Consider the following 12,958-nt stretch of genomic DNA (forward strand, 5'->3'; position numbering starts at 1 on the left):
CCGTCCCGCACTCCCGAGGAGCGTCGAATCCATGCGCCGAGCCGTCGTCACCAGCGCCGCCACCGCTGCCGGGGTGGTGCTGCTGCTCTCCCTGAAACCGCACGAGGCGACCGGGCCGGCCCCGGTGATCGGCTCGGGGGCGGGCGCCGGATCCCCCTCCGGCACCGGCTCCGGATCCGGCGTCGGCTCCGACGTCTCTCAGCCGTCGAACGCCCCGGCCTCGCCCGCGCCGTCCGGGTCGGCCTCGGCGTCCGGGTCCGGGTCCGGGGGTACCGGTGCGGCCACCCGGAAGGTCAGCGGCGACACCGTCAACACCCGGTACGGGCCGGTCCAGGTCCAGGTCACCCTGGCCGGTAGCCGGATCACCGCCGTGGACGTGGTCAAGTACCCCACCTCCGAGCGGCGCGACCGCGAGATCAACACCGCTGCCCTGCCCCTGCTCAACCAGGAGGCGATCTCCGCGCAGAGCGCCGCGATCGACGTCGTCAGCGGCGCGACCTACACCAGCGACGGCTACGTCCGCTCCCTGCAGAGCGCCCTCGACCGGGCCAAGGGCTGAGGACCCGTGCTCCGCCACGCCGAACCCGTGATGGGCACCGTCTTCTCGATCACCGTCCGCGACCCGGCCGCACGGACGGCCGACGCCCTGGAGCGGGTCGTCGAGCGGCTGCACCGGATCGACGCGGTGTTCTCCACCTACCGGCCGGAGAGCGACATCAGTCGCCTCGACCGGGGCGAGCTGGCCCCGGACGACTGCGATCCCGACGTCCGCACCGTCCTGGCCGCCTGCCGCGAGGTGGCCGCGGAGACCGACGGCTGGTTCACCGAACGGCCCGGCGGCCGGCTCGACCCCAGCGGTTGGGTCAAGGGGTGGGCGGTCGAGGAGGCGGCCGCCCTGCTGCGCGCCTCCGGCGCCCGGCAGTACTGCGTCAGCGGCGGCGGGGACGTGCAGACCAGTGGCGGGCCGTGGCGGATCGGCGTCGCCGACCCCTGGCAGCCGGGCCGGCTCGCCGCCGTGCTGGCCGGCCACGACCTCGCGGTGGCCACCTCCGGCACCGCGGAGCGCGGCGCGCACATCCTCGACCCGCGCACCGGACGCCCGGCCACCGGTCTGGCCTCCCTCACCCTGGTCGGCGCCCCGGGCACCGGCATCGCCCGCACCGACGCCTGGGCCACCGCCGCCTTCGCGATGGGCCCGGACCGCGCCCTCGCCTGGGCCACCCGCCGGCCCGGCATCGAGGCGCTGGCCGTCCTGCCGGACGCCACCAAACGCTGGACCCCGGGCCTGCCCGGCCACCTCCCGGCGAGCGGCCCGGCGGACTGGCAGTCCGCCGTCCGCTGACGGCGGGGACGTGCGGTGGCGGCTGATGAGCGGAGCTCATGAGGCGTGCTCATGAGATGAGAGGCGAACTGAGCCGAGCTCATGGGGGCTCGCCACGAGGAAGTCTCATGAGGTGACGTCATGAGGAAGTCTCATGGGACAGGCCCATGAGGTCCGCTCATGCGGCAGCCCATGAGACCCGCTCATACCTCCCGCCCCTCATGAGCTGCCCTCATCCTCGGCCGCTCGGCCGTCACCACCGCTCCTGCTGCGCCGCCCGCCAGGCCTCCCACGCCACCAGCGGCGCCAGGTACGACCAGCGCTGCGAGCCGTCGGGGCAGACACCGCCCTCGACCAGCTCGGACACCGAGCGGCGGGTGAACGGCACCCAGACCGCCATGTCGTGCTCGAACGTGCTGTGGCAGGCCTCGCGGCGGCGGTCGATCTCCGCCGCGTCGAGCCGGGCCCGGACGGTGGCGACCAGCGTGTAACAGGAGGCCGGCTCGCTCCAGCCCAGCCAGGTGATCACCGTCGGTCCGACGTCGGCCGGGAGCAGTCCCAGCTCCTCCTCCAGCGCCCGGTAAACCAAGGCGTAGAAGTCCTCGGCCGCGCCCGGCTCGTCGCGGTACTTCATGGTCTCGTTGATCCCGACCGTCCACTGCGCCGGGAAGGTGGTGACCGCCAGTGAGCGGCGGAGCAGCAGCAGTCGGCCGGCCCGGTCCCGTACCGCGACGCAGGCGCTCATCATGGTCGGCGGCGCGACGGCCACGAAGCTCGTCAGACCCTCGTCCAGTGCCTCCCGCAGCAGCCGGCCCGCCTCCGGTTCCTCCCGGCCCAGCCGGGTGGTGGCCATGCACTCCGCGTAGTCGCTCTCGGCGATGCCCACCTCGCACACCCGGGCCGCGCTGTGCTCGCCGTGATCGACCGTCAGCCGCGAGACGTACGCCGTTCGCCCCGCCGCACCGGCGGCCCGCTGGCGCGCCACCTCCTCGGCCCACCCGGCCGCGTCCAGCACGTGCGGGCGGACCACCCGCCCGTCGTACGAGGTGACCAGCGTGCCGGGGGTCAGCGGTCGGGCCGCCGACCAGGTGATCAGGGGCGCCAGCCCGTCCGCCCGCACGTCGTGCGCCCGCGCCGCCTCGGTCAGGGTCGCCCGGCGGACCCGCGGCGCCGGTACCCGTGAACCGATGCGCGAGCCGCCGTACTTGGCGAAGTCGTAGACCAGATTGGTCACCACGCCGAGCAACAGGGCTCCGCCGATCCCCAGCAGCCACTCCACCCCGGTTCCCCCCGTCGTCGTGATCCGCCCGCCGTCATGGTCCACTCACCGTCATGATCCGCCCGCCCCATTGTGGGGCCGGCGACCACCCGACGAAAGGGCCCGAACCGCGCACCGGAGCCGCGGCGGGCCGGTGCTAGGGTGATCGGGAAGTCGACTCGGAGGCACTCAACGATCGTGCGAGCAGCCGGAATCAGCGCAGCGGCCGCAGCCGCCACCGCCCGGTCGACGGTCCGCCGCTTCCCCTCCGCCGCCTGGTACACGCTCCGCTGCCTCGGCACCGGACTGGGCGCCCTGGTCGCCGTCGTCCTCCTGTGCGCCGTCCTGGTCCTCTGGCTGGTCGGCGCCGGCGTCCCGCTCCTCCCCCGCGCGCTGCAACTGCTGCGCCACTATGCCGAGTTCCACCGCCGCATGGTGGGCCGCCGGCTCGGGCGCGAGGTCCGCACGCCCTACCGCGACCACCGGCCGTCCCCGCGCGACCCGGCCGTCCGCAAGGACCTGCTCTGGCTCCTCGCCCACGGCACCGCCGGCACGGCCCTGTGCGCCGGCTCCCTCACCCTCTGCAGCCATGCCGTCAACTGGCTGACCGCGCCGCTCTGGTGGCGGCTGCTGCCGCGCGAGCGGGACGCCATCATCCTGCTGGACGTCGACTCCTGGCCGGTGGCGGCCACCGCGGCGGTCGGCGGCGTCGGCTACGCGCTGGTCGCGCTGGCCGCCGTGCCGCCGCTGGCCGACCTGCACGCACGCGCCTCCCGCCGGCTGCTGGTCGCCCGCCGCCGCGACTCGCTCGCGCAGCGCGTCCACGAGCTGACGCTGAGCCGGTCCGGGGCGCTGGACGCCCACGCCGCCGAACTGCGCCGGATCGAGCGGGACCTGCACGACGGCGCCCAGGCCGACCTGGTCGCCGTCTCGCTCCGGCTCGGCATGATCCGCCGGGCCCTCGCCCACCGCCCCGAGCACGTCGCGGAGTTGGTGGACTCCACCCAGCTCGTCGCCGAGCAGGCCCTGGCGTCCCTGCGCGCCCTGGTGCGCGGCATCCACCCGCCCGTGCTCGCCGACCGCGGTCTGACCGAGGCCGTCCGCTCGCTCGCCGCCCACTGCGCCGTCCCCACCCGGACCGACCTCGACGGGAGCGCCGGCCCTCCGCCGCGCGCACCGGCCGCAGCCGAGGCCGCGGCCTACTTCGTGGTCGCCGAGGCTCTCACCAACGTCGCCCGGCACAGCGGCGCCCGCAGCGCGCTCGTCCGGCTGCGGATCACCGCCGACGCGATCGCCATCCGGGTCGAGGACGACGGCGGGGGCGGCGCCGTCGAAGGCGCCGGAAGCGGTCTCCCCGGTCTCCGGCGCCGGGTCGCCGCCTTCGACGGGACCACCGACCTGTCCAGCCCGCCCGGGGGCCCGACCGTACTGGAAGTGGACATACCGTGCGGATCCTGATCGCCGAGGACAACGCCCTGCTGCGCGAGGGCCTGGTACTGCTGCTGACCAGCGAGGGCCACCGGGTGTGCGCGGCCGTCGAGCACGGCGACGACCTGCTGCCCGCCCTACTCGACCACCGGCCCGACATCGCCGTGATCGACGTCCGCCTGCCGCCCGGCTTCCGCGACGAGGGGCTGCGCGCCGCCGTCGAGGCCCGTCGCCGGCTGCCCGGGCTCCCCGTCCTGATCCTCTCCCAGTACGTCGAACGCGCCTACGCCACCGAGCTGCTCGCCCGGAGCGCCACCGGTGTCGGCTACCTCCTCAAGGACCGGGTCGGCCGCGCCGAGGAGTTCCTCCAGGCGCTCCGGCGGGTCGCCGACGGCGGCACCGCCATGGACCCCGAGGTCATCACCCACCTCATGGCCCGGCACACCGCCCACGACCCGCTCGCCGCCCTCACCCCGCGCGAACGCGAAGTCCTCGCGCTGATGGCCGAGGGCCACAGCAACCCCGCCATCGCCCGGCTGCTGTTCATCGCCGAGAGCTCCGTGAACAAGCACGTCGGCGGCATCTTCACCAAGCTCGGCATGCCCGCCCCCGACACCGGGCACCGCCGCGTCCTCGCCGTCCTCACCTACCTCCGCGCCCTCGCCGACCGGTAGCCGCCCGCCGCCCGGTAGCCCCCCGCCGCCCGCCGACCGATGCCTGCCGCCCCCGGCCTCCGACCGGGGCGCCGCACACCCGTTCCGCGCTCCCGGGATGTGGCGTAGCGTGGCCGGATGAACACGAACGCGTCCTCGCGGTACGACGTCGTGATCGTCGGCGGCGGGCACAACGGACTGGTGGCGGCGGCCTACCTGGCGCGGGCCGGGCAGCGGGTGCTGGTGCTGGAGCGGCTGGCCCGGGTGGGCGGGGCGGCGGTGTCCGCCCGGGCCTTCCCGGGGGTGGACGCGCGACTGTCGCGCTACTCGTACCTGGTGAGCCTGCTGCCGCGGACGATCGTCCGGGACCTCGGGCTGCGGCTGGAGCTGCGGCGCCGCCGGATCGCCTCGTACACGCCCGTCGAGCGGGACGGGAAACCGACCGGACTGCTGGTGGACGCGGGCGATCCCGGCCGGACCCGGGAGTCGTTCCGGGCGCTCACCGGCGGTGACCGGGAGTGGCAGGCCTGGCAGCGCTTCTACCGGACGACCGGGCAGGTCGCCGAGCGGGTGTTCCCGACGCTCACCGAGCCGCTGCCCTCCCGCGCGGAGCTGCGCCGGCGGATCGCGGACGACGCGGCCTGGACGTCCCTGTTCGAGGAACCGCTCGGCGCGGTGATCGAGCGGAGCTTCGCGGACGACCTGGTGCGCGGGGTGGTCCTGACGGACGCGTTGATCGGCACCTTCACCCACGCCCACGACCCCTCGCTCCGGCAGAACCGCTGCTTCCTATACCACGTGATCGGCAACGGGACGGGCGACTGGGACGTACCGGTCGGCGGGATGGGCGCGGTGACGGACGCGTTGGCCGGGGCGGCGCTGGCGGCCGGCGCGGAGATCCGGACCGGCCACGAGGTCACCGCCATCACCGCCGACCGGGCAGGCACCAGCGGCGGCGGCAGCGCCGGCACGGGCCGCGGCCACGGCGAGGCCGAGGTGTCGTACCGGGACCTGGCGCGGGGCGGCGAGGGGACGGTGGCGGCGCGCCGGGTGCTGGTGAACGCCGCGCCCGCGGTCCTGGCCCGGCTGCTGGGCGACGACCCGGGGCCCGCGCCGGAGGGCGCCCAGCTGAAGGTCAACATGGTGCTGCGCCGCCTGCCGCGTCTGCGGGACACCGCCGCGGACCCGCGCGAGGCCTTCGCGGGGACCTTCCACATCGCCGAGGGCTACCGGCAGTTGGCGACCGCCCACGCCGAGGCGCGGGCCGGCCGGATGCCCACGGCGCCGCCTTCCGAGATCTACTGCCACACCCTCACCGACCCGTCGATCCTCGGCCCGGAGGCCGTCCGGCAGGGCCTCCAGACGCTGACCCTCTTCGGCCTGCACATGCCCGCCCGGCTGTTCGGCGACCCGGCGGCGAAGGACCGTGCGCTGGCCGCGAGTCTGGCGCAGCTGGACGCGGTGCTGGCCGAGCCGATCGCCGACTGCCTGGCCACGGACGCCGACGGCCGGCCCTGTCTGGAGGCCAGGACACCGCCGGAGCTGGAGCGGGAGATCGGCCTGCCGGGCGGCCACATCTTCCACCGCGACCTCTCCTTCCCCTTCGCGGACGACGACTTCCCCTTCGCGGACGGGAGCGTCGCGGGCGCCGGTGGGAGCGCCGCGGCCCGCTGGGGCGTGGCCACGGACCGCCCGGGCGTCCTGCTGTGCGGCGCGGGAGCCGTCCGGGGCGGCGGCGTCAGCGGCATCCCGGGGCACAACGCGGCGCGGGCCGTCCTGGAGGAGGCGGCGCACCGCTGACGGAGACGGCGACGCGCCGTTGACGGGAGAGGCACCGACCGGGCACGCACGGCAGCCGGTCCCCCGTACGCCTGGCACGTCACTCCCGGTGGCGGTTTACTGAGAGTGAGCAGGGCAGGAGGGAGGCCCTCCGATGGAATGTCCGCACCCACCCGGTTTCCATGTCGAGGTCCGTGAACGCTACGTCGCCGCCGTGGCGGAGGTGACCCGCCTGGTGCGGGCCGTTCCCGAAGACGGCTGGACGGCGCCCACACCGTGCCGGGACTGGGACGTCCGCACACTGATGAACCACCTTGCCGCGCAGCACCTCTGGGTGTGCCAGGCGGTGGCCGGATACACCCCGGAGGCGATCGGCCACCGGTTCGGGGGCGACGTACTGGGCCGCAACCCCGTCGGGGTGTGGGCGATGGCCGCCGACACCGCGGTGCGCGCGCTCCACCAGCCGGGCGTGCCGGACCAGCTGGTGCACCTGCCGTACGGGGCGCGCGACGCCGGCGGGTACGCCCGCGAGCTGACCGCCGAGACCGTCGTGCACGGCTGGGACCTGGCCCGGGCCCTGGGCGAGAGCGGCCGGATGCCGCCGGGCGCCGCGGGGTACGCGCTCGCCGAGTTCCAGGGCTACCGCAACCTGGCCGGCACCGGCATGTTCGACCCGCCGCTCGTCACCGCCCCGGGGGCCGACGCCCAGGACCGGCTCCTGGCCCTCACCGGCCGTGACCCGGACTGGTCCTACGACGCGCGGACCTGACGGCCCCGCGAGCGGCCGGTCCTCCCGAACGACCGGTCCCCGCGTCCGGATCCGGACGCGGGGACGAGGGCCGAGCAAGCGAAACGGCGGCCGACGGGCCGACGGGCCGTCAGGCGCGGGCGAGCGCCCAGGCGCCGAGGCCGTTGCAGCCGCCGGCATTGTAGGTGGTGGCGCGGAAGCCGGGCGGGACGGGCGAGCCGGGGCAGGCCCACAGGCCCACGCGGGCGATGTTGTGGTACCAGGAACCGGCACCGTCGCAGCCGGCCTGCTGGTGACCGGTGATCACGTAGCCGGCCACCACCGGGGAGCCGGAACAGGTCCAGATCCCGTCGTGCGGAAGGCCGTGCTGCCAGGAGCCGATGCCGCCGCAGCCGGCCCGCAGGTGGTTGGTGATCACGTACCCGGGCACGACCGGCGAGCCGGAACACGTCCATATGCCGTCCCTGACCAGGCTGTGGCGCCACGAGCCCATGCCCCGACAGCCGGACGTCTGGTGGTCGGTGATCACGTAGCCGGCCACCACCGGGGAGCCGGAACAGGTCCAGATCCCGTCCTTCGCCGGCTGCTGGTACCAGGACCCGAAGCCGCCGCAGCCGGCGCTGTCGTGGTCCGTGATGACGTTCCCGGCGTCGACGGGCTGCCCGGAGCAGGCCCACCGGCCGGACGGCCACGCGGGCTTGGCCTCCGCCGAGGACATGCCGGAGACCGTACCGCCCAGGACGACGGCCGCGACCAGCGCGAACGCCGCCGCGGCGGCTCCGATCCCGCGACCGGCGGCCGCGGCCGCCGCTCGCTTCCACAGCTGACGGACATTCATCGTCGAACCACTCCAGACACATCGGGGGCGAGGGAAGCGTCCCGCCCGTCGGGGTGACCGACGGCGGAACGAGAGTCACCCTAAAGGGAGATGGGGTGAGAATTCGGTGGAGGTTCCAGGAAATCCGCCCCGGGGATCATCTTGTCCGAAACCCGTCATCTCGGCCGTCCCGCGACGCCCGTCCGCACCCTCCGCGCCGCTGACGACACCGACGCGGACGACACCGACACGGACGCTGCGCCGCCGAACGGCCGCGCACTGGTCACGGGCGCCCTCCCTGACGAGAATGCCGGAGCGCCGTCCGCCCGCCCGACGAGGCGGACGGCCGGTGCCACCGGCCGGGACGTGCCCGGGCGGGTGACCGGCGGAAGGACGGCGACCGGGATGGACCCCGAGTTCGGCACGCGGTTCGGCGACTACCAGAACGAGATCTACCTGAACGGGCTCGCCGGCGTGCTGCCGACGATGCCGATGACCTTCGCCGAGCTGGAGACCCGGGCCCGCTCCGCGCTGGCGCCGTCGGTGCTCTCCTACGTCGCAGGCGGGGCGGGCGACGAATCCACCCAGCGGGCGAACGTCGCCGCCTTCGACCGGTGGGGCCTGGTGCCGCGGATGATGGTCGGCGCGAGCCGGCGCGACCTCTCCGTAGACCTGTTCGGGATGCGCCTGCCGTCGCCGCTGTTCATGGCGCCGGTCGGGGTGATCGGACTGTGCGCGCAGGACGGCCACGGGGACCTCGCCACGGCCCGGGCCGCCGCCCGCACCGGGGTGCCGATGGTCGCCTCCACCCTGACCGTCGATCCGCTGGAGCAGGTCGCCGCCGAATTCGGCGCCACCCCGGGGTTCTTCCAGCTCTACACCCCCACCGACCGCTCGCTGGCCGAGAGCCTGGTCCACCGGGCGGAGGCCGCCGGTTACCGGGGCATCGTCGTCACCCTGGACACCTGGATCACCGGCTGGCGCCCGCGCGACCTGGCCATCGGCAACTTCCCGCAGCTGCGCGGCCACTGCCTGGCCAACTACACCTCCGACCCGGTCTTCCGGACCCGCCTCGCCAGGGCTCCGGAGGAGGACCTCCAGGCGGCCGTCCTGGAGTGGATCGGCATCTTCGGCAACCCGCTGACCTGGGCGGACCTGCCCTGGCTGCGGTCGCTCACCGACCTGCCGATCCTCCTCAAGGGCCTCTGCCATCCCGAGGACGTCCGCCGCGCCAAGGACGGCGGCGTGGACGGCGTCTACTGCTCCAACCACGGCGGCCGGCAGGCCAACGGCGGCCTGGCGGCACTCGACGCGCTGCCCGGCGTGGTCGAGGCCGCCGACGGCCTGCCGGTCCTGTTCGACTCCGGCGTCCGTTCCGGCGCCGACGTCGTCAAGGCCCTCGCACTCGGCGCCACGGCCGTCGGCATCGGCCGCCCGTACGCCTACGGCCTGGCGCTGGAGGGCACCGACGGCATCGTGCACGTGCTGCGCACCCTGCTGGCCGAGGCCGACCTGCTGATGGCCGTCGACGGCTACCCGACGCTCGCCGACCTGCGCGTCGAGGGCGCCCTGCGCAGGACCTGACGACACCTGACGCATCGTCGTGTCAGCGGATTCGAAGCGTGACCGGCGCCTTCGGGCGCACCGCTCACCGCCCACGGCTCACGGCTCACGGCTCGAAGCGGCGTCGGGCGGGGCGGGAGCGGCGTCCGGCGGGGTGAAGCCGACGGAGGTCAGGAGGTCGATCGCACCGCCGTAGTGGGCGGGACGATCCTGGTACAGGTCGAGGGCGACCGCCCAGGAGCGCCGGGCGGCGGCGTTCCACCCCAACGCCTGCTGCGCGGCGGCCGGTCCGGCCAGGGAGTGGGCCCGCTGGTCGGTGTACCCGGTGATGCTCCGGCCGACGGCCAGCGAGCGCGCGAAGTGGCGCAGCGCCTCGTCGGGCCGGCCGGAGAAGAACAGGAACGCGGCCTGGTTGGCCAGTACTTGGCATTCGACCGCCGGGTCCCCGGCCGCCCGAACCAGGTCGAGGGCCTGCTCGTAGTGCTGCCACGCCTGGCCCAGGTCACCGACCGCGCTCCAGGCCTGCCCCTGGTCGTTGAGGCTGCGGCCCTCGACGGGCGGGTCTTCGAGCCGGCGGGCCGCGGCGACCGCCATCCGGCCCAGTGCCACGCGCGCGGTGTGCCGACCGGTGCGGTGGAGGTTGCCCCACAGCAACGCCCGGATTTTCCAGGCGACTTCGTCGTGCCAGTGCTCGAAGGCGTGGCCGGTGAGGTCGTGGTGCGGGCGGCCCCGCGCCCGCCGCACCGCGATCAGTGCAGCGGTGCGAGCACCCCGTGGGCGTCGGCAGTGTAGGCGGTCAGGTCGGGAGGGCGCTTGAGCGGGCCGCCCACGCCGTCGAGCACCCCGGGCCGCGGGGCCGGCCACGGCCGCTGCCCGAGTCCGAGCCCGAGCCCACGCGGGCTCGGGCTCGGACTGGGGCCCAGTACGGACCCTCAGTGCAGGCCCTCAGGAAGGAGCCGTCAGCGCGGGCCGGGGTCGCTGGTGCCCGGGCGGCCGTTCTCCAGGTGACCGGCCCAGCGGCGGCGGAACGCCGGTCCGCCGGCGGCCGCGACGGTGACGTCGTACCAGCGGCTGTCGCCGCGCACGTCGAACGCGAACCGGGCCGAGGCGCCCGGGCGGAGGGTACGGCTCTGCCGCGAGCCCTTCGCGTAGGCGTTCTCGGCGGTCACCGTCCGGGCCACCGGCCCGTTGTTGGCGACCGTGACGCGCACCTGGTTCTTCGAGGCGTCGAAGAATCCGACCAACCCACTCTGCGTCGCCCCTTCGAACTCCTGCACCGAGCCGTTCGGGCCGTGGCCGACGAGGTGGTAACCGCCGGTGCCGGTCACCGGCCAGAAGTCGGCGAAGGTGTCGCCCGCCGAGACCGTGTAGCGCCTCGGGGCGGCCGTCGGCGCCGTCCGGTCGTAGACGTAGAGCCACGCGCCCGCCGAGCCCCGGTTCTCCAGTTCGAGCCGGAACTGCCCCTCGGTGTCCGTCTCCTCCTCGTTGACCCGCAGGTCGTACGGAAGCGCACGGGCCGGCCGGGTGCCCGGCTCCTGGGTGGGCATCCGCTGCGGCAGCGGCACCTGGTAGGGCTTGCCCTGCGAGGCGATCGGCGCGGGCACCGGCACCGCGACCCGCCGCCCGTCCGCCCCGGAGAAGTCGAGCGCCGAGGTGAGGTCACCGCAGACCGACCGGCGCCAGGCACTGATGTTGGGCTCCTCGATGCCGAACCGGGCCTCCAGGAACCGCAGCACCGAGGTGTGGTCGAAGGTCTCCGAGCAGACCCAACCGCCCCGCGACCACGGGGAGATGACCAGCAGCGGCACGCGCGGACCGAGGCCGATCGGCTGCAGGCCGCCCCGGTCCGCACCGGGGACCAGCGGGCTCATCTCGCCCGGGTACTTCCCGAGGTCGAGCAGTTCGTCGCCGAGGCTCGCCACCAGGTCGGCGGAGACCATGCCCTGACCACCCGGACCGCTGACCACCGGCGGCATCGGCGGGACCACGTGGTCGAACAGACCGTCGTTCTCGTCGTAGTTGATCAGGAAGACGGTCCGGCCCCACACCTCCGGGTTCGACGTGAGCGCGTCCAGCACGAGGTTGATGTAGTACGCGCCGTCCGTCGGCGTCGCGGACGGGTGCTCGCTGTACTTGTACGGCGGGACGATCCAGGAGACCTGCGGCAGCCGCCCCTGCTCGACGTCGGCCCGGAACTCCTTCAGCGTGTGGTCCGTGGCGCCCTTGTCCACCAGAGGGCCGGACGCGCCCTCGGCCACCTGGTACCGCTCGAAGAACATCAGCGAGTTGTCGGTGTAGTTGTCCGTGGGCGTGCCCGGCTCACCGGAACCGCCCTGGTACAGCTTCCAGCTGACGCCGGCCGCCTCCAGCCGTTCGGGGTACGTCGTCCAGGTGTAGCCGTTGGTGTCGTTGCGCTCCCACAGCCCGGGACCGTTCGGCTTGCGGCCGTACGCGTTGCGCGGGTCGCTGGTGCCGGTCCACAGGTAGATGCGGTTGGGGGCGGTGTCGGCGTGCACCGAGCAGAAGTACGCGTCGCAGACGGTGAAGGCGTCGGCCAGGGCGAAGTGGTACTGCACGTCCTGGCGCTTGAGGTGACCCATCGTCATGACGTCCTGCTTCTGGTTCACCCACTGGTCGTGGCGCCCCTCGTTCCAGGCGAGGTGGCCGCTGCTCCACCCGTGGTCCGTACCGGCCTGGTACTCGGTGGTGTTCCTGGGGTCGATGTACCAGGGCAGCACCTCCTGCTCCGAGGCGGGCAGGCCTCGGTCGTGGTACCGGCCGGTCCGCACGGCGGCGGCGGGCTGGTGCCAGTTCGGCCGGCCGTTCGGCAGCACAGTGGGACGCGGGTCGGCGAACCCCCGAACACCGCGCAGGGTGCCGAAGTAGTGGTCGAAGGAACGATTCTCCTGCATCAGGATGACGACGTGTTCGACGTCCTCGATCGAACGGGTCCTGCCGATCGCGGGCAGTGCCAGGGCCTTGCCGACCGCGGGTGGGAACGCGGCGAGGCCCGCGGCGGCCGCGGACGCGCCGCCCAACTGGAGGAATCGGCGCCGGTCGATGGAGGCCACGTGTTGTCCTTCCGTCATGGGTGCACGGGTGCGTGCAGGGGTCCCCGAAGGCTCGAAAAACCTAGGGCACCCGGGCGAGGCCGTACAAGGACCGCACGCGAACGCTGCGTGAGCGTTCGGCCAACTCCTGTCCCGCCGGCCTCGGGACCGACTTCGACTTCGGGGCCTGCCGGTTTCCCGGAAACGCGAAGAACCCCCATCCGGAATCCGGACGGGGGTTCTTCTCAAGAATTGTTCGGCGGCGTCCTACTCTCCCACAGGGTCCCCCCTGCAGTACCATCGGCGCTGTAAGGCTTAGCTTCCGGGTTCGGAATGTAACC

General features: G+C 74.3%; 11 protein-coding genes and 1 rRNA gene. 7 read left to right on the top strand and 5 right to left on the bottom strand.

All coding sequences use genetic code 11. The annotated features are described in order from the left end of the window. The first annotated feature begins 31 nt into the window (after positions 1–31). Together AB0Q99_RS19060 and AB0Q99_RS19065 are read left to right on the top strand one after the other, a co-directional pair. Positions 32–559 carry an FMN-binding protein gene (locus AB0Q99_RS19060; protein WP_363573209.1) on the top strand — a complete coding sequence of 176 codons (528 nt, stop codon included), beginning with the start codon at positions 32–34 and terminating at the stop codon, positions 557–559. Positions 560–589: 30 nt separating this feature from the next. Beyond that, complete coding sequence (locus tag AB0Q99_RS19065; protein WP_363573244.1) at positions 590–1,342, top strand: FAD:protein FMN transferase; 753 nt, start codon at positions 590–592, stop codon at positions 1,340–1,342. Positions 1,343–1,574: 232 nt separating this feature from the next. Here the strand turns inward: AB0Q99_RS19065 and AB0Q99_RS19070 are convergent, their stop codons facing one another. Continuing rightward, positions 1,575–2,645, bottom strand: a complete 1,071-nt coding sequence (locus AB0Q99_RS19070; protein WP_363573211.1) for a hypothetical protein — start codon at positions 2,643–2,645, stop codon at positions 1,575–1,577. A gap of 132 nt (positions 2,646–2,777) precedes the next feature. Here AB0Q99_RS19070 and AB0Q99_RS19075 point away from each other — a divergent pair, with 132 nt between their 5' ends. From AB0Q99_RS19075 to AB0Q99_RS19090, 4 genes are all read left to right on the top strand, one after another. Next, positions 2,778–4,037, top strand: coding sequence for a sensor domain-containing protein (locus AB0Q99_RS19075; RefSeq protein WP_363573213.1), 1,260 nt, complete (start codon positions 2,778–2,780; stop codon positions 4,035–4,037). Next, entirely contained in the window at positions 4,025–4,681 is a 657-nt protein-coding gene (locus AB0Q99_RS19080; RefSeq protein WP_363573215.1) for a response regulator transcription factor, read from the top strand. The genes AB0Q99_RS19075 and AB0Q99_RS19080 overlap by 13 nt, the downstream gene beginning before the upstream one ends. 117 nt (positions 4,682–4,798) lie before the next feature. After that, the gene (locus AB0Q99_RS19085; protein ID WP_363573217.1) at positions 4,799–6,460 is read left to right on the top strand and encodes an NAD(P)/FAD-dependent oxidoreductase; all 1,662 of its coding nucleotides are present in this window, start codon (positions 4,799–4,801) and stop codon (positions 6,458–6,460) included. A gap of 133 nt (positions 6,461–6,593) precedes the next feature. After that, positions 6,594–7,208 carry a TIGR03086 family metal-binding protein gene (locus tag AB0Q99_RS19090; RefSeq protein WP_363573219.1) on the top strand — a complete coding sequence of 205 codons (615 nt, stop codon included), beginning with the start codon at positions 6,594–6,596 and terminating at the stop codon, positions 7,206–7,208. 109 nt (positions 7,209–7,317) lie between these two features. Here the strand turns inward: AB0Q99_RS19090 and AB0Q99_RS19095 are convergent, their stop codons facing one another. Beyond that, positions 7,318–8,025, bottom strand: a complete 708-nt coding sequence (locus AB0Q99_RS19095; protein ID WP_363573221.1) for a hypothetical protein — start codon at positions 8,023–8,025, stop codon at positions 7,318–7,320. 384 nt (positions 8,026–8,409) lie between these two features. Between AB0Q99_RS19095 and AB0Q99_RS19100 the strand changes: the two genes are divergently transcribed. Beyond that, positions 8,410–9,588 carry an alpha-hydroxy-acid oxidizing protein gene (locus tag AB0Q99_RS19100; RefSeq protein WP_363573223.1) on the top strand — a complete coding sequence of 393 codons (1,179 nt, stop codon included), beginning with the start codon at positions 8,410–8,412 and terminating at the stop codon, positions 9,586–9,588. 78 nt (positions 9,589–9,666) lie between these two features. Here the strand turns inward: AB0Q99_RS19100 and AB0Q99_RS19105 are convergent, their stop codons facing one another. The 3 genes from AB0Q99_RS19105 to rrf all read right to left on the bottom strand — a co-directional run. Continuing rightward, positions 9,667–10,311 carry a hypothetical protein gene (locus AB0Q99_RS19105; RefSeq protein ID WP_363573225.1) on the bottom strand — a complete coding sequence of 215 codons (645 nt, stop codon included), beginning with the start codon at positions 10,309–10,311 and terminating at the stop codon, positions 9,667–9,669. 215 nt (positions 10,312–10,526) lie between these two features. Continuing rightward, entirely contained in the window at positions 10,527–12,638 is a 2,112-nt protein-coding gene (locus AB0Q99_RS19110) for a phosphocholine-specific phospholipase C (RefSeq protein WP_363573227.1), read from the bottom strand. Positions 12,639–12,871: 233 nt separating this feature from the next. Next, positions 12,872–12,958 (bottom strand): 5S ribosomal RNA (rrf, locus tag AB0Q99_RS19115); the annotation flags it as partial.

It is taken from the genome of Kitasatospora sp. NPDC086791 (assembly GCF_040685975.1).
Classification (GTDB): domain Bacteria; phylum Actinomycetota; class Actinomycetes; order Streptomycetales; family Streptomycetaceae; genus Kitasatospora.

Excerpts from the sequence above, each read along its gene's own strand:
- AB0Q99_RS19060 (WP_363573209.1), top strand. The coding sequence starts at position 32 with ATGCGCCGAGCCGTCGTCACCAGCGCCGCCACCGCTGCCGGGGTGGTG.
- AB0Q99_RS19065 (WP_363573244.1), top strand. The coding sequence starts at position 590 with ATGGGCACCGTCTTCTCGATCACCGTCCGCGACCCGGCCGCACGGACG.
- AB0Q99_RS19085 (WP_363573217.1), top strand. The coding sequence starts at position 4,799 with ATGAACACGAACGCGTCCTCGCGGTACGACGTCGTGATCGTCGGCGGC.
- AB0Q99_RS19090 (WP_363573219.1), top strand. The coding sequence starts at position 6,594 with ATGGAATGTCCGCACCCACCCGGTTTCCATGTCGAGGTCCGTGAACGC.
- AB0Q99_RS19095 (WP_363573221.1), bottom strand. The coding sequence starts at position 8,025 with ATGAATGTCCGTCAGCTGTGGAAGCGAGCGGCGGCCGCGGCCGCCGGT.
- AB0Q99_RS19100 (WP_363573223.1), top strand. The coding sequence starts at position 8,410 with ATGGACCCCGAGTTCGGCACGCGGTTCGGCGACTACCAGAACGAGATC.